At 63.4% G+C, this 16,758-nt stretch carries 10 protein-coding genes and 1 pseudogene; 5 read left to right on the top strand and 6 right to left on the bottom strand.

All coding sequences use genetic code 11. From position 1 onward, the window contains the following. Positions 1-7: 7 nt before the first annotated feature. Positions 8-502: a DUF2244 domain-containing protein gene (locus A3A9_RS0119040; protein ID WP_027060193.1), complete on the bottom strand. Its 495-nt coding sequence runs from the start codon at positions 500-502 to the stop codon at positions 8-10. Positions 503-524: 22 nt separating this feature from the next. On the opposite strand from A3A9_RS0119040, the gene nth reads away from it, so the two are divergent. Then, positions 525-1,331, top strand: coding sequence for an endonuclease III (nth, locus tag A3A9_RS0119035; RefSeq protein WP_027060192.1), 807 nt, complete (start codon positions 525-527; stop codon positions 1,329-1,331). Here nth and A3A9_RS0119030 read toward each other — a convergent pair. Then, positions 1,325-1,780 carry a DUF2214 family protein gene (locus A3A9_RS0119030; RefSeq protein ID WP_027060191.1) on the bottom strand — a complete coding sequence of 152 codons (456 nt, stop codon included), beginning with the start codon at positions 1,778-1,780 and terminating at the stop codon, positions 1,325-1,327. The genes nth and A3A9_RS0119030 overlap by 7 nt on opposite strands. A 210-nt stretch (positions 1,781-1,990) precedes the next feature. On the opposite strand from A3A9_RS0119030, the gene A3A9_RS0119025 reads away from it, so the two are divergent. Together A3A9_RS0119025 and A3A9_RS0119020 are read left to right on the top strand one after the other, a co-directional pair. Then, complete coding sequence (locus A3A9_RS0119025; protein ID WP_027060190.1) at positions 1,991-2,530, top strand: GNAT family N-acetyltransferase; 540 nt, start codon at positions 1,991-1,993, stop codon at positions 2,528-2,530. A 63-nt stretch (positions 2,531-2,593) separates the two neighbouring features. Continuing rightward, a complete protein-coding gene (locus tag A3A9_RS0119020) occupies positions 2,594-3,694 on the top strand; it encodes an OmpA family protein (RefSeq protein ID WP_245279078.1) in 1,101 nt (366 codons plus the stop codon). 3 nt (positions 3,695-3,697) lie between these two features. On the opposite strand, the gene A3A9_RS0119015 is transcribed toward A3A9_RS0119020, so the two are convergent. Beyond that, the gene (locus tag A3A9_RS0119015; RefSeq protein ID WP_033838675.1) at positions 3,698-6,175 is read right to left on the bottom strand and encodes an EAL domain-containing protein; all 2,478 of its coding nucleotides are present in this window, start codon (positions 6,173-6,175) and stop codon (positions 3,698-3,700) included. A 250-nt stretch (positions 6,176-6,425) separates the two neighbouring features. Continuing rightward, a complete protein-coding gene (locus tag A3A9_RS39115; protein WP_245279077.1) occupies positions 6,426-6,881 on the bottom strand; it encodes a hypothetical protein in 456 nt (151 codons plus the stop codon). On the opposite strand from A3A9_RS39115, the pseudogene A3A9_RS46490 reads away from it, so the two are divergent. Then, a pseudogene (locus A3A9_RS46490) lies at positions 6,880-7,035 on the top strand (citryl-CoA lyase); the annotation flags it as partial. The gene A3A9_RS39115 and the pseudogene A3A9_RS46490 sit on opposite strands and share 2 nt — an antisense overlap. 162 nt (positions 7,036-7,197) lie before the next feature. On the opposite strand, the gene A3A9_RS0119005 reads toward A3A9_RS46490, so the two are convergent. Then, positions 7,198-7,674 (bottom strand): NUDIX hydrolase, encoded by a 477-nt coding sequence (locus A3A9_RS0119005; RefSeq protein ID WP_027060187.1) that lies wholly within the window; start codon positions 7,672-7,674, stop codon positions 7,198-7,200. 124 nt (positions 7,675-7,798) lie between these two features. Further along, positions 7,799-8,107 carry a hypothetical protein gene (locus A3A9_RS0119000; protein ID WP_027060186.1) on the bottom strand — a complete coding sequence of 103 codons (309 nt, stop codon included), beginning with the start codon at positions 8,105-8,107 and terminating at the stop codon, positions 7,799-7,801. Between the two features lie 538 nt (positions 8,108-8,645). Between A3A9_RS0119000 and A3A9_RS46310 the strand changes: the two genes are divergently transcribed. Continuing rightward, positions 8,646-16,730, top strand: coding sequence for an autotransporter outer membrane beta-barrel domain-containing protein (locus tag A3A9_RS46310; RefSeq protein WP_275451173.1), 8,085 nt, complete (start codon positions 8,646-8,648; stop codon positions 16,728-16,730). Positions 16,731-16,758: the final 28 nt, after the last annotated feature.

The raw sequence follows: 16,758 nt of genomic DNA, 5'->3' as shown, positions 1-16,758 counted from the left end.
TCGGGAATCAGCGCGCCTTGGCGGTCGCCAGCGCGCGCGAAAAGGCGGTGGCAAAACTCTCGCGGGATTCGGGGTCGAGAAAGCCGCCGATCGGCACGTTTTGGCCTTCCCCTTCTACTGTCATCCGGGTGATGCCGATCTCAGCGTGACGGGCAACCGAAAACCGTGCCCAGAACGGGTTGAAGCGATGCGCTTCCGATTTTCCCGAAGGGGCGGTCTTGCGGATGTCGAGGCTGGTGCGCGAGACCGACACCTCCTCGCGGGCGCGGGCGGCGCGGTAGTTGGAACGGAAGGCGATATAGACGGCGACAACGTCAAGCCCGAAGAAGCCGAACACCGGCCAGGCGCCGCGCGACAGGAAAAACGCGCCGGTGACCAGCCAGCCGAACAGCAGCGCGCCCATCAGGATCAGGAAGCCTGTCCTGCCCAGCGACCGGTGCGGGGTCAGCAATGCGTGAAAGAAGGGCTCGTCAGCCTTAAACGAGGCGTTTGTGTCGCTCATGACGGGATATTATAGGAGGGAAATGGCGAGCCCCAAGTCCAAAGATTCTTCCATGCCCAAAAATGAACCGTTGCCCGGACGGCGCGATGGTTCGAATGCCAAGCCGCGCCCACGGCCGGTGCGGCGAACTTCGCGCTACAGCACGGCCGAAGTGCATGAGATTTTCCGGCGCTTTTCCGTGCAGCGGCCGGAGCCGAAGGGCGAACTCGAACATGTCAACGCCTTCACCCTGCTGGTTGCGGTGGTGCTTTCGGCGCAAGCAACCGACGCCGGCGTCAACAAGGCAACGCGGGCGCTGTTCAAGGTTGCCGATACGCCGCAGAAAATGCTGGCGCTGGGTGAGGCCAAGGTCGGCGACTATATCAGGACCATTGGGCTGTGGCGCAACAAGGCCAAGAATGTCGTCGCATTGTCCGAGGCGCTGATCCGCGACCATGGCGGCGAGGTGCCTGATGACCGCGACGAGTTGGTCAAGCTGCCGGGCGTCGGGCGCAAGACAGCCAATGTCGTGCTCAACATGGCCTTCGGCCAGCACACGATGGCGGTCGACACGCATATTTTCCGCATCGGCAACCGGCTCGGCCTGGCGCCCGGAAAGACGCCTGAACAGGTCGAGCAGGGGCTGCTGAAGATCATCCCGGACGAATATATGCGCCATGCGCATCACTGGCTGATCCTGCATGGCCGCTATGTCTGCAAGGCGCGCAAGCCGGACTGCCCGGCCTGCGTCATCGCCGACATCTGCAAGGCGCAGGAGAAGACGACCAGCATTCCAGCGCCCCTGGTGCCGATCGCTCCGCTAGAGACGTCCGCCGCTGACGGTCAATAGCCGTAACCGCGCGCCATCGCCGCCGCGAAGACCGGGATCAGCAGGAAGACGAAGGCCTCGGCGCGGATATAGGTCTTCACCGAGGCCAGTTCGCTCGCCGGCACGGTGTAGGCGGGATTGGCTCTGGCCTGCCGGTTCCAGGAAATGAAGCGCACGGTCGGGATGATCGACAGGAGCCCGACAATGCCAAACGCCGCCATCTTTCCCCAGAACACCCAGTTGTGGACGTAGAATTCCCAGCCCTTGAGGCCCCAGACGACACGGCCGATGCCGACGATGATGATGAGCGCGGCAATGATGCCATAGTGACGGTCGATGCCGGCGAGCCGCTTGAGCGTTGCGGCGGGCAGGTCGCTGCGGATCAGTACGAATTCGGCGCCGATGATCCCTGCCAGGGAAAACACCAGCAGATGATGGACAATGGCAAGCACAAGATCGGTCGTGTCCATGGTTTTTCCCTTGGGTTTGAGCACCAGCCCGCGTTGAGGAGGTCGCGTCGCAAATGTGCTGAATCAGCCTGCCGGAAAAATAGCACCGTCGACCAGAATTCTCATAGCGGGCATGAGTATCGCCTCCCTGGATGATGGCGCGTCTTCTGCTGGCCCTTGCACCGCCGGGCCGATTTGCTAAGCGCGGACACCATCAGCGAGGCAAATCCCATGAACAATTCGCAAGCGACTGTCGCCCCCGTCATCGAGACGAAGCGGACTATCCTGCGGGCGCACCGGCTGGAGGATTTCGACGCCTATGCCGCCATGTGGGCCGACCCGACCGTCACCCGCTTCATCGGTGGCAAGCCGCGCACGCGTGAGGAAAGCTGGATGCGTTTCCTGCGGCACGCCGGCCTGTGGTCGCTGCTGGGCTACGGTTTCTGGGCCATCGAGGAGAAGGCGACGGGCCGCTTCGTCGGCGAGGCCGGGTTTCACGATCTGAAGCGTGATATCGAGCCGTCGATCGAAGGCATTCCCGAAGCCGGCTGGGCGCTGGCGCCGGCCGTGCATGGGGCAGGCCTCGCCACCGAGGTCGTCGGCCGGGTGCTCGCCTGGGGCGAAGAGATATTCGGGCGCGAGAAAACCGTCTGCATCATCGATCCGGAGAACACCGCATCGTTGAATGTCGCTGGCAAGGTCGGCTACCGCGAAGTGATGCGGACCACTTACCACGATGCCCCGACTGTCCTGCTCGAGCGGCGCCCCTGAGGCGTCATCGACTGGACATACCCGCTCTGCTAAGCATCGATCATCAAGCGAGGGGGATGATCGATGCATGCATTCAAGACGACAGTCATGAAATTCTTCTGGGCAGGGCTGGTGCTCATGCTGACGATGCGGCTTGCCGCAGCCGACGCGACGGTGCCGACCGCCGATATCGACGGCGCCGCCGACAACCAGCTGGCAAAGCGCTATGAAGGCTCCTTCATCGTCTCCTACCAGAAGCTTGCCTTCACCGATTTCAGCGTACCGCTGTCGCCCTTGAAGCCAAGTGCCGACCCGGACGCGCATGATGCGATGAACAACCGCGTCTTCGCGCCCGACAAGAAGGCCGAGGTCGAGGGCGCCTTGACCCGCATCGCCTATGTGCTGCCGGCCGAGCGCTCGCCGCTCGAGGTGCTGCGCAATTATCAGGATGTGATCAAGGCGGCCGGCGGCGAAGTGCTGTTCGAATGCAAGAAGGAGGAGTGCGGCGGCGCTGCTGACCGTTCGTCGAGCGGTGGCGGTGGCGACATGAGCCTGACGATGTATTCCTTCCACGAGAGCGATATCAAGGATGCAGCCTTCTCCAACGGCGCCTGCGCGCTGGCCACCGGCATCAACGACCAGCGCTATTTCGCGGCCAAGGTGCCGCAGGATGGCGGCGATGCCTATGTCACCGTGCAGACCTATTCGCTGACCGACGATCTCTACTGCAAGGCGCTCAACGGCCGCACCGTCGCCGTCGTCCAGGTGCTGGAACCCAAGGCGCGCGACAAGAAGATGGTGGTCGTCGAGGCCGCCAAGATGGCGGATTCGATTTCCGCCACCGGCAGCATTTCACTCTACGGCATCTTCTTCGATACCGACAAGGCGGTCATCAAGCCGGAATCGGAACCGACGCTCAAGGAGATTTCGACGCTTCTGGCAAACGAACCCGACATGGCGGTGATCGTCGTCGGTCACACCGACAATCAGGGCGCCTTCGACTATAATCTCGATCTGTCGTCGCGGCGTGCGCAAGCGGTCAAGAAAGCGCTGGTGTCGAAATATGGCATCGACGGCAAGCGGCTGACCGCGGCCGGCGCCGGCATGATGGCGCCTGTCGCCAGCAATGATGACGAAACCGGCCGTGCCAAGAACCGCCGGGTGGTTCTGGTCAAGCTGAACTGAGCTTCAGCCCGCCTTGCGGCGCAGCGTTCGTGCCAGATCGCCCCATGGATCGGTGGTGTCCTTGGTCGCCGATTTAGCGCACGGGCCGAGCAGCACCGTCGACGCATCGAACGGCTTCGGTCTGGCGATCCCATAGCCCTGGGCATAGTCGACGCCGATCGTCTTCAGGGCGGCGATGATGCCGTCGCTTTCGACGAACTCGGCGATGGTGCGCTTGCCCATGACCTTGCCGATATGGTGGATCATCTCGACCATGGCGCGGTCGATGCGATCCTCCACCATGTCCTTGACGAAGCTGCCGTCGATCTTGAGATAGTCGACCGGCAGGTGCTTGAGATAGGCGAAGGACGACATGCCGGAGCCGAAATCGTCGAGCGCGAAACGGCAGCCCAGGCTGCGCAGATCGTCAATGAAGCGAATGGCATTGGTGAGATTGGCAATGGCGCTGGTTTCGGTAATCTCCAGGCAGATCATGGCAGGCGAAATGCGGTGCACAAGGAATTGCTCGCAAAGGAAGCCGAGAAAGGTCTCGTCGCCGAAAGTCGCGCCGGAAAGGTTGATGGCGCATGTGCCGATCGGCGCCATGCCTGGATCCGCTTGCCGTGCGGCCAGGATGCGGAACGTGTTGCGCACCACCCAGCGGTCGATCAGCGGCATCAGGCCATAGCGCTCGGCCGCTGGAATGAAGCTCTGCGGGGTGACGAAGCTGCCGTCTTCGTCGGTCAGACGCAGCAGGATTTCGATATGTGCGCCGGCGTCGGCGACATCGTCGTTGAGAGGCCAGATTTCCTGGGCATGAAGCCTGAAGCGATTTTGATCGAGCGCGGCGTGCAGGCGCTGCACCCAGGCCATCTCGCCGAAGCGCTCACGCAAGGCCATGTCACCGTCGCTGTGGACCTGGACACGGTTGCGGCCCTTTTCCTTGGCCATGTAGCAGGCGACATCGGCGGCCCGCAGCGCTTCCTCGATCGTGACCTGTGCATTGGCGATCTGCACCATGCCGATGCTGACGCTGGTGTTGAAGGGCCTGTTATCCCAGGCGAAATGCAGATCCTGCACGGCCGCGCGCAACCGTTCGGCGGTGTCGGCGGCGGTTTCGCAGTCACTGTCCACGAGCAGCACGCCGAACTCGTCGCCGCCCAGCCGGGCCAGCACGTCCCCCGGTCGCAATTCGGTGGTCAGCAGCGCGGAAATCTGGCGCAGCAACTCGTCGCCCGCGGCATGGCCGCAGGTATCGTTGACCAGCTTGAACTGGTCGAGGTCGAGATACATCAAGGCGTGCTGCCGGGGCTGGTCCTGCAGTTCGACGATCGTCCTTTCCAACTGGCTTTCGAAATCGCGCCGGTTGGCGAGCCCGGTCAATGCGTCATGCGACGCCTGCCACGAAAGCCGCTCGATATAGTCCTCTTCGCGCGTCATGTCGTGGAAGGCGAGCACCGCGCCGACGACCTCGCCGGAAACGAGCAGCGGTGCGCCGGTCAGCGCGACGGGAACAACAGAGCCGTCCGGTCGCTGCAGCAGTTGCGGGCGGGCGCTGGAACGGCGCGGTTCGCCGGCCAGGAGACGCTCGACTAGCTGCGATTCTTCAACGCTGGTGTCCTTGTCGACGAGGCGAAACAGCGATGCGATCGGCTTGCCCCTGGCAGTGCCGACCGAGCAGGCCAGGAGTTTCTCGGCAACCGCGTTCATGTAGTCCAGCCGCCCGTCACGGCCAGTGCTGATGACGGCCTGGCCGATCGAAGCCAGGGTGATCTGGGCGCGCTCGCGCTCGGCATTGAGAGCCAGCTGGAAGGCCTGGCGCTGCGCCAGGAGCTTACGCGTGCGCCACACGGCAAGCAGGATCAACAAGGCAGCGGTGATGAGATTGGCTGATGTGAGCAACGTCTTGATGAAGCGCGATCCCTCGCCGAGGCTGTCCGAGAATGCCTTGGAAAGGGGGCCGATCTGACGATCAAGCTGATGGATCTCCGCCTTCCAGACACTGATCCGGGCCGCCGATGCCGGCCCCTTGGCCAGCGCCTCATGCATGGTGTCGCCGAGGTGCTGGATGGCGAGGATCAGGGGGTCGGCGGCCGTCCAGTGACGGACAGCAGCATCGAGGTAGCTGAAGCCGCGGAAGTTCTGGAACAGCCAAATCAGCCCGGCGACGTCGTCGGCATGATTTTCACCCCCCAGGAAACCGGCGCGCGCCGCCTTGATGTCGGGAGCGGGCTGCTCGAGCGCGAGGCGAGCCGCACGATCGGCCAGCGGGACGGCGATCGCAGCGCGATATTCGCTGAAGAACTCCTCGCTGCCGGTGTCGGCATAGAGGCTGAGAAAATAGATGGCGTGCTTTTGCCCCTTGGACCACTGACTTTCGCCGCCGACATAGGCACGAACCGCTGAAAGGGTGTAGAGGCTGAGGCTGGCGACCAGCGCCTGGATGAGGACGACGGCAATGAACGGCCAGACGAGCCCGAGAAGACGGGGGCTGGAGTCCATCGATGACGGCTTCTTCGAATTCACGGACGTGCCATGATCCTGTCAGCTGTCTGTCCGGCTGTTTCATGCGCCGGTTGAGACTATGTTCGTCCCTCATGTCGCACGGTTGGCGACAACAAGCCGGTATCACGCGGGACTTAACAGCGATTAAAGACCGACACTATTTGTCGAGACGATTCTTGCAGATGGCAGTCGAATATTACCCAGCGTTACTTAACTACTTTAAGTTGCATCAGATTGTATTGGGCCATCAGGGCTGCGCCGCGAGACTTGCCTGTTCCAGCATCGAGGCGTCCTCGCCGAAGGCACGCGTGGCACGAGCCGCCGCCTCGAGCAGCGGACGTTTCATGCGCTGAAGGAAGGCGGCGTCGACGCGCGTGCTCGGGCCAGCCAGTGTCAACGCGCCGATGAGGACGCGCCCCGGTCCGAACACCGGCACCGATATGCCCGCCGTCTCGGGGTCGCGGTCGCCGACGGCGAGGCAATTGAAGGTTCCGCGGATGGTCTCGTAGGGTTCGCCCGGCTGACCGGAAAACGCTGCAAGCACGCGTCCGCCCGAGCCGGCCAGCAAAGGCAACACGTCGCCTTCGCGGATGGTGTAGCGGATCGGATGCTTGGATTCGACACGGTAGAGACAGGTGCGGACGTCGCCTGAGCGGAAGTAGAAGGCAACGCTCTCCCAGCTACGCTCTGAAAGATCGCGCATGATCGGTAACAGGGTCGTCAATGGACGCTTTGCCGGCATCGCCGAGGCTGATGTGGCGCGGCGCAAGGGCAAAAAGATTCCGCTCAACATCGATGGCGTCACCGCCGTCATCTATGGCGAGCTCGGCTTTCCGCCGCCGCTGACACGCGGGCTTTTCGTGCTGTCGCGGTCGGTCGGCATTCTTGCGCATGCCTGGGAACAGTCGCAGCAGAGCGAGCGCAACAGGGGCCGCTGCCGCGCGAATGGCTGTGAACCCATACCGGCACGCCGCTGCGGCCTTTTCCTGAAGATGGCGACAAGGGCGGGTGCTCCTGCCTCAGGCGGGGTCAATCGGTGCTGGCCGGGGGATCGTCAGGGTCGCCACCAGGGTCGAGAGGTCAGGCTCGTCGATCAGCATCGCCGCGTCGGCCGGCGCCAGCCAGGCCCGCTGCCGCCGCTTGGCTTCCTGCCATTTGGCCAGTTCCTCGGTGACCTCAAGCAGATAGACGATGACGTCGACACGAATGAAGTTGTTGGCCAGCCGTTTCCAGTAGGAATAGGTGCCCGCCGGGTCCTTCAACGTCTTGCCGAGCACGCCGGCTTCTTCCATCGCCTCGATGGTGGCTGCCTTGCGGCCGCTTTTGCCCTTCATCGGCCATCCCTTGGGGACGATGAAGCGCTGTGTCGTCCTGGATGTGACCAGCATAACCTCGATGTCGCCAAGCGCGTTCCGCCGGAAGGGGATAGCCGCGACCTGGCGGATCCGCTCGCCTTTCTTGGCCTTGCGCACTGCCTTTTTCCTGGTGGCTGCCATCGATCAAATCCAGTCGCTCAAATGCCCCATAACGTGATCCGGCACCGTTGCAAGGCAAAACTGCCGCAACGACACCTGAAGGCGCCTACCATGTAAGTCGGCTAAATAAAAGAGTGCTCGCCTGTCAGCGGCAAGTGCTCACGGCGGTGCTGCCGATTATCTGTGTCTGGCAGCTTGGCCTGACCTGCGGCACGACCGGCGCAGGCTGCTGGACGATCACGCGGTCCTGCGCACGATACTGCTGTTGCTGCTGCTGAAATTGCTGCCGCTGCACCCGGTTCTGTAGGGTCTGCAGGTCGTTCTGCTGAACCTGAACCCTGCCGTTGGTCGAGGGGATGGTTATCTGTGCGGAGGCGGGCGAAGCCAAGCCCGCCAGAGCCACCGCGGCCAGCACTGCCGATGCGAAAATCGTCGATCCTGCAGCTGCTGGCATCTGCTTATTCCCATGAAAATTACCTGCAACCGTTGATATAGGGCGTTTGTCCGGCGATGCCATGGCCAAGACGTTGTGTTGCCTGAAATCGACAGTTCCGTTGAATGAAGCGCCACTCCTGTCACGAACCATTAGATAGTCGTCATATGACGACTATCAAACGAAGGGGCCCTTGGTCAGTGTCCCTTACGTAAGTTTTCGATTTCATCCGAGTTAATTTAGTATACCCTAATTTAGCCAGCCTCACATAAGAGGCAATGCGGATAGGCTGGCCATAGTGCATGCGGACTATTTCAGAGAACAGCATTTCCAGGGCGTACACGTGTGACTTCGGCGCTGCCTTCCAGGGATAAGGGGAAGCGCTTACAGCGGGGGTAAGTGCATGGCTTTGTTGTTGAAGCGTGATGCTGCGCGTTCTCCGTCCGGCGGGTCAACCCGTCATGAACCAGGCAATGCCTTTGTCTTGGGAAGCCCCGAAAATCAGGAAGCGGCTTCGCCTAAGGAGTGCGCAGGCCGTGCGAATTACCGTTTCGCCATTTTGCCGAAACGTCTTGCGTTGTTGCTTGGCGCGACGGCGCTGGTGTGGCTTTCCTCGCTTTCGACTGGTATCGTCCATGCACAGGTTGTGATCGATCAAAATGGAGCGGCGGCGCCCGATCGTGGCGGCGGCTACGATGTCGATGGCGACAATGGTGACGACGGCCATGCTATTGTCAACACCAACAACGCGGATCAACTCAATGTCGGAGCTTCCGCCTATGTTGGCACCGCCAATGGCGGCAAGGGCGGCAATGGCGGCGAAGGCAGCATCGGCACTCCCTTGCATACCAATGGCGGTGAGGGCGGGAATGGCGGTCATGGCGGGACCGTCGACATTACCAACAACGCCAATCTTTCGACCAATGGGGACAATCACTTCGGTGTCGCCGCGACCGCCAAAGGCGGTAATGGCGGCGATGGCGGATCAGCCGATGCGGCAGCGACCGCCGAGTCCGGTGATGCCGGCAGTGGCGGGGCCGGTGGCACCGCCAGCGCCAAAGCCTCATCCACCAGCACAATCGTTACTACCGGCAATCGATCATACGGTATCTATTCGGATGCAAGCGGTGGCAATGGCGGTCAGGGCGGCGATTTCGATGTGACCGTTATCGGCGCCGGCGGAAACGGTGGCAACGGGAATTCAGGCGGTGCCGCTTCGGCCAACAATGCGGGATCGGTCGATACAGGTGGAATGTTCTCCTACGGTATGCTGGTTCGCTCGGCCGGTGGGACCGGAGGCAACGGCAGGGGCGGTCCAGGCATCATATCCAATGGCGGTAATGGCGGAGCTGCGACCAACGGCGGAACCGTCGACGGTACCAATACCAGCACCGGCAGCATCATCACCAGAGGTGATTTCGCCAGCGGCATGGTCGTGCAGTCCATCGGCGGCGGCGGCGGCGACGGGGGCGGTGCATTCGGTCTTTTCGGTGGCGGCGGCGCCGGGGCCGCCGGCAACAATGGCAACACCGCCACCGGCACAAATGATGGCACGATAACCACTAACGGCACCGGCGCAATCGGCATGCTTGTCGAATCGGTGGGCGGCGGCGGTGGCGATGGCGGCGGCGCCGTCGGTGTCGTCGCGTTAGGCGGCAGGGCGGGGGGCGGGGGTACCGGCGGTACGGTCAATGCCAATGTCGGTGGCACCATCACCACCGGCAATGACGGCCGCGGCGACGGGGCAACCGGCGTGCTGGCACAATCGGTCGGCGGCGGCGGCGGCAATGGCGGCTTCGCGATTTCGGCAGGCGCCAACATCGCGGTCGCCATTGGCGGTGGCGGCGGCACCGGTGGCAATGGCGGCGTTGTTAATGTCAATCAGGCCGGTTCTGGCGCCTCGGTCAGCACGACCGGCAGTTCTGCGATCGGCATCCTGGCGCAGTCGGTCGGCGGCGGTGGCGGTAATGGCGGTGGCAGCTTCGCAGCTGGTGCTATTGCCTCGATAGCAATCGGCGGCAGCGGTGGCGCGGCCGGCGACGGCGATACAGTGACCTACAATATTGCCAATGCGACGGTTAAGACACACGGCGTCGACTCGACCGGTATTCTGGCGCAGTCGGTCGGTGGCGGCGGCGGCAATGGTGGTTTCGCTCTCAGCGGTGCCGGCGTCGTCGCGGTCGGCGTCGGTGGCCAGGGAGATGCCGGCGGTGTCGGCAAGAAGGTAGATGTAACGTCCGGCGGCAATGTTGAGACATTCCAGGATCGTTCGTCCGGCATTATCGCACAATCGCTTGGCGGTGGCGGCGGCAATGGCGGCTTTGTCGTCGCCGGCAGCTTTGGCGCCAGCGTCGGCGTTGGTGGTTCCGGCAGCAAGGGTGGCGATGGCGGCGAGGTGTTCTTCCGCACGCCAGACGGCGGAAATCAGTCGATCACCACGCATGGAGCGGACTCGGCAGGCTTGATCGTTCAGTCGGTGGGCGGCGGCGGCGGCAATGGCGGCTTCGCCGGGACATTCGCTGCGATAGCAAATCTCGGCGTTGGCGGCAGTGGCGGCAAGGCCGCCTCAGGCGTTGCCGTACACACCACTTACAACGGCTCCGTTGAGACCTTCGGAGAACGCTCTGCCGGCATCATCGTGCAGTCGATCGGCGGCGGCGGCGGCAATGGCGGTGGTGTCATCGGCGTCAGTCTTGGCCTTACGGTGGGCGTCGGCGGCAGTGCAGCGGGCGGCGGCGGGGCCGGCGCTGTAGAGTATCATTCAGCAAGCACCATCATCACCACGCATGAAGCCGACTCGGCCGGCCTTATCGTGCAATCGATCGGCGGCGGCGGCGGCAATGGCGGCTTTTCGTTCAACCTGTCGGCCGCCGCCTCAGTCGGCATCGGCGGCAAGGCCGGCGGCGCGGGCGGCGCGAACACTGTGACCGTCAGCATCGATCATGGCACGATCCTGACCATGAAGGATCGTTCGACCGGCATCCTGGCACAGTCGATCGGCGGCGGGGGTGGCACGGGCGGCGGCACTGCGTCCGGCAGTTTCGGGCTCAATGTCAGCATTGCAGGTAAAGGTGCGGGCGGAGGCGATGGCAACACCGTCGATCTCACCAATGGCGCCGATGTCACGACAAAAGGCATCCAGTCACATGGTATCCAGGCGCAATCGATCGGCGGCGGCGGTGGTTCAGGCGGCTTCGCCCTGGCGGCTGGCGGACCATCCCTGTCGCTAGGCGGCAGCGGTTCGTCGGGCGGCAAGGGTGTGAAGGTGCATGTCGGAAACACCGGCAAGATCGACACCAGCGGCGACCTTTCCAACGGCATCTTCGCGCAATCAGTCGGCGGCTCGGGCGGCGACGGCGGATTTTCCCTTGCGGCCGGGCTTTTCGCCGCTGTCGGCGTTGGTGGTTCAGGTGGCGCAGGTGGCGCAGGTGGCGTCGTCGATGTCGTGAACAACGCCAACATCACGACCAGGGGCGCACTTTCGAATGGAATTCTGGCGCAATCGGTGGGCGGTGGTGGCGGCAATGGCGGCAGCACCGGGTCGGTTGCCGTCGGCGCCTTCGGCGCGGCGGCCGTCGCGATCGGCGGCGGCGGTGGCGACGCCAACCTCAGCGATCAGGTAACCGTCACCCATATGGGCGACATCCATGTCGGCGGAGCCGGCTCCAAAGGTATCCTTGCGCAATCCGTCGGCGGCAGCGGCGGCAATGGTGGCAATGCCTATTCCGGTGCCTTCAGCGCTGGTTTCTATGCGTCAGGGGCGTTAGGCGTCTCGGTAGGCGGCACCGGCGGGAACGGCGGTCCCGGCGGCAAGGTCACTGTAAAGGCGGATGGCAATATCATCGCAGACACCGATGCAGTCGGTTCGGGTGGCATCGTTGCGCAATCGATCGGCGGCGGTGGTGGCAACGGCGGGCGCGCAGCGACCATGACTGGCGCCGTCAGCACCAACGTCAGCATCGCCCTCGGCGTGACGGTCGGCGGTTGGGGCGGCGATGGCGGTCGCAGCGACCTGGTGATCGTCGAGACCGGCCAAAAAAGCGGCGGCAGCATCGTCACCAGCGGCTATCAAGCTGTCGGAATTCTCGCCCAGTCGGTCGCCGGCAGCGGCGGCAATGGCGGCGATTCCTGGGCGGCGGCGGGCGGTTTCGGTGCCAATGTCAGCGTCAATGCAACGGTCAGCATCGGTGGCGGCGGCGGTAAGGGCAATATCTCCGGCGATGTCCATGTGACCAACGCAATGACGGTGCAGACCGCCGGCGACATGAGCGCGGCGATCCTTGCGCAGTCAGTCGGTGGCGGTGGCGGCAACGGTGGTTCCACCAACGGCGCGACGGCGGATCTCAGCGGCAGCGACGTGAACGTCGCGGTCAATGTTGGTGTCGGCGGCGGCGGCGGCTCGGGCAATACGTCGGGCGCGGTCGATGTGATCAACAGCGGCAACCTGACAACGACGGGCGACTTCTCCTCGGGCATCGTGGCGCAATCGCTGGGCGGCGGCGGCGGCATGGGTGGGGCGAGCAATGCCAAGGCCTTCCACGTCGGCGGCACCAGCGACACCAGCGTCACCGTCAATGTCGGCATTGGCGGCAAAGGCGGTTCCGGCAACGACGCGGCGTGCTCGAAACTGGACGGTGGCGGCAACGTCATCTGCACCGGCGTGCATGTCGACAATTCAGGCGAGATTCGCACCCAGGGCTTCAATTCGATCGGCATCCTGGCAATGTCGGTCGGCGGCGGCGGTGGCGGCGGCGGTGCGGCCTCGACCGACGAGGAGATCGTCGGCGGCGGCAGCGAAGGTGACACGTCGGTGGGCATTGGCGCGGCGATCGGCCTTGCCGCCGGCGGCGCCGGCAATGGCGGCACGGTTTCGGTGACGAACCACAGCCTGATCGTGACGGATGGCGCGGATTCATACGGCATCTCAGCCAATTCCATAGGCGGCGGCGGCGGCGTTGGCGGGTCGGCGACATCGGGGGTCATTGGCAAATATGCAATCGGTGGCGCGCTTGGCGGCGCGGGCGGCGGCGGCGGCAACGGTTTGCAAGTCGATGTCACCAATCTTGCCTCAGGCGAGATCTGGACCAAGCAGGAGCGATCTATCGGCATCTTCGCGCAGTCGGTCGGCGGTGGCGGTGGCGCTGGCGGTGCTGGCCAGAGCACCGGCAAGACGGACTCCTCGGAAGTGAGCGTAAATCTCTCGCTTGGCGGATCAGGCGAGGTTGCCGGCAATGGCGGCAAGGTGAACGTTGAGAACGACGGCTATATCCATACCGAGAAGGCCTATTCGCATGGTATCCTGGCGCAGTCGATCGGCGGCAGCGGCGGCGTCGGCGGTGCTTCAGGCACCTCCGCCAAAGATGCAAACGTGGCCATAACATTCAGCCTCGGCGGTGCTGGCGGTGCCGGCGGCTTCAGCGATCTCGTTCATGTCACCAACGCCAAGTCGGGCACGATCCTGACAAAGGGCGACAATTCTTACGGCATCTTCGCCCAATCGATAGGCGGCGGCGGCGGTGCGGCGGGCGGTGGCTCGACAGAGACGGGCAGTGCCGAGACTTCGGTGACGTTGTCGATCGGCGGCTTGGGTGGCTCAGGCAGCCGCGGCGGCGACGTGCTTGTCGACAATCATGGCACGATCACAACCCTGGGCTATCTCTCGCACGGCATCTTCGCGCAATCGGTCGGCGGCGGCGGCGGTGCATCGGGTGCGGCCGCCAATGCATCCAAGGCCGATATGACAATCGGCGGCGCGTTTTCTGCTCTGGCGGGCGATGCCGCAAATGGCGGCCATGTCACCGTGAACAATGACGGCGCCATCGAAACCATGAAAGACGGGGCTATCGGCATCTTCGCCCAATCCATCGGGGGCGGCGGCGGATACGGCGGCGTGGTGTCGGCCGACACGGCCGGAGAGGATTCGGTAGCACTGCAACTTGGCGGCCTTGGCGGCCGGGGCGGCAATGGCGGCAATGTCGACGTCACCGTTTCCGGCAGCATCATCACGCATGGCGAGCGCGCGCACGGTGTGGTCGCGCAATCGGTGGGTGGAGGCGGCGGCTACGGTGGCGATGCCAAGGGCAAGAGCTCGAATGCGCTGGCGATTGGCGGCACCGGCGGAAAAGGTGGCGACGGCGGCGACGTCACTGTCATCCGCACGGGCACCATCACGACGACCGGCAAGGACTCCATTGCGATCTTCGCGCAGTCGGTGGGTGGCGGTGGCGGCATCGGTGGTGCCGGCTTTGGCCGCTTCGGCGCCGATGATGATGGTGGCGGGCCGAATGCCATTGGCTTCAACACGCCCGGCGGCACCAAGGGCACGGGCGGCATCGTCACGATCATCCAATCCGGCGCGATCGAGACCGATGGCGACCGTGCGCATGGCATCGTTGCCCAGGCGGTCGGCGGCGGCGGCGGCGCCGGCGGCACGGATTCGCTGACCATGGGCGGTTCGGCGGCCGGCTCGCGAGGCGGCATCGGCGATGCGATGGCAGCCTCCGCAAGCACCGACAGCCAGGTCTGGGTCAAGGGCGCAAGTTCGTATGCAATGTTTGGACAAAGCGCCACCGGCATCGGCGACGCGCATGCCGTTACCCTGACCGCGGGTGACAGCCTATTCGCACAGGGGGCTGATTCCGTGGCCGCCTATGGCGAAAGCACAGCCAAGGGCGCCAAGGGCAACATCGCCATCAATCTGAATGGGCAGTATACGATTGGCGGCGCGGGAACCGGTGTGGCGGCTATGCTGGTCGGTGGTGCCGACAACACGCTGACCAATCACAGTCTGCTCTACGCGATGGGCGCAACGCCAACATTTCAGATCCAGGCTTCCCAGCTTCCGGCGTTCAAAACCTTCCTGGTGGCGCCGGGTCCGGTGGTGCCGACAGACGCGATCCTGGAATCGCTGCTGGACCAATTCAGTCCGTTCGCCATCACCGGCACGTCGGGCGATGACCATGTCGACAATTCGCCGATGGGCGGCACCCTCGGCCGCGTCATCGGCAATATCGATCTTGGCGGCGGCAACAACAGCTTCCACAATTTTGCGGATGCCTCGATGGTCGGTCTCAAGACCATCGATCTCGGCGGCGGGCTGTTTACCAATGACGGACTCTATACCAACCAGGGCATTGGTGTGGTTGCGACGGTCAATGTCGGCGGTGGCTTCACTCAGGATTTTGGCGGCAAGTTCGTCACCGATATCGACCTCAACAGCCAGACCACCGATGCTGTTGTCTTAACTGATACAGGCAAGTTCGATGGCACCGCGCCTCTCAACTTCCTGTCCATCGACAAGTTGTTTACCAGCTACAAGGTCGCTACGGGCTCTGCGATGACCGACGACGGCATCGTTGCAACGATGCCCGTGGAGCATCCGGCGGCAGGCTTCAATTTCGTGTTCAAGGTCGAAAATAGCACCGATCTGGTGCTTACCACCAACAACCAGACTTTCCTCCAGCTGGCGCAAGATCCGCAAGCCGGCGTCAGCGATCCGGGCGTGTACCAGATGGCGCAGTATCTGGATGACGTCGAGGCAGCGTCGACTCCGGACAATCCGATGGCGCGGCTGATCAATCTGTTGCGCTTCCTGCCGAGCAAAGCAGAGATTGGCGCCGCTTTGACCCGGCTGACGCCGCACTATGCCGTGCATACGTTCGACATGATCAACCGCGAAGCCGAAACCATGTTGGAGACGGCGCGCGAATGCACCGGTCCGGCCTCCAAGAACCAAGATGGGCGCTGCATCTGGGCAACGATTACCCCGCAGGGCGAATACAGCCGTGACGCGGGTGCGGGAACCACCAGCCGCGATGATACCGAAAAAACAATGTCGCTTGGCGGCATCGGCGAGATTGGCCAGAACTGGTCGCTGGGTGCCACCATCGGCCGCACCGAGTTCGATTCCAAGATTGGCTTTAATGGAGCCCAGCTGTCGGAGACCACCGGTGAGGCCTGGCAGGCCTACGCGCTGGCCAAATATACCAACAAGAATTACTTCGTCGACTTCGCAGTCGGTGGCGGTACGGGTTCGTTCAAGGGTGAACGCGACACCCATATCGATCCGGCATTCTTCATTCCCGGCGAAACGTTGGTGGGCGATTATCTGGATGAGCAAAAGCTGCCAGGTATCGGCAGCAGCGTTACCTACACGCAGAAGACCGCGATGTTCGGTGGTTCGGCGCGGTTGGGCTTCACCCAGGAGATGGGTGCGTTCTATTTGCAGCCGACCGTGCAATTCGACGCGCGATGGTTGCGTGTCTCAGGCACGGAGGAGGGCTCGGTCGCGGCTTTCAACTTCGACGGCTCGGCCAATACCTACTATTCCGCAACGCCTGCGCTGGAGATTGGCGCCGACATTCCGATCAGCGACCTCGCCAGTGTCCGCATCTACGGCAAGGCAGGGGCGGAGTTTTCCAACAAGGAGTGGGAGATCGAAGGCCGCTTCGCTGCGGCGGAGAATCTGCCCGGCAATCCTGCATTGCACTTGACGGAAGCCGTCGATTCGCCGCTCTATCGGGTCGGCGCCGGCATAGAGCTGAATGGCGTCAACGGCGTCGGCTTGTCGGTCAGATACAATGGCGCCTTCGGTGAAACGGTAAAACAGAACGCGGTCAGCGCGTCTCTCAAGGTCAGTTTCTAGCTGGCTCGAGACGGAGCCGGGCGGGAGG

This window comes from Mesorhizobium loti CJ3sym, assembly GCF_000472785.1.
Classification (GTDB): Bacteria; Pseudomonadota; Alphaproteobacteria; order Rhizobiales; family Rhizobiaceae; genus Mesorhizobium; species Mesorhizobium loti_E.
This window is presented reverse-complemented; position numbering and strand designations above follow the sequence as displayed.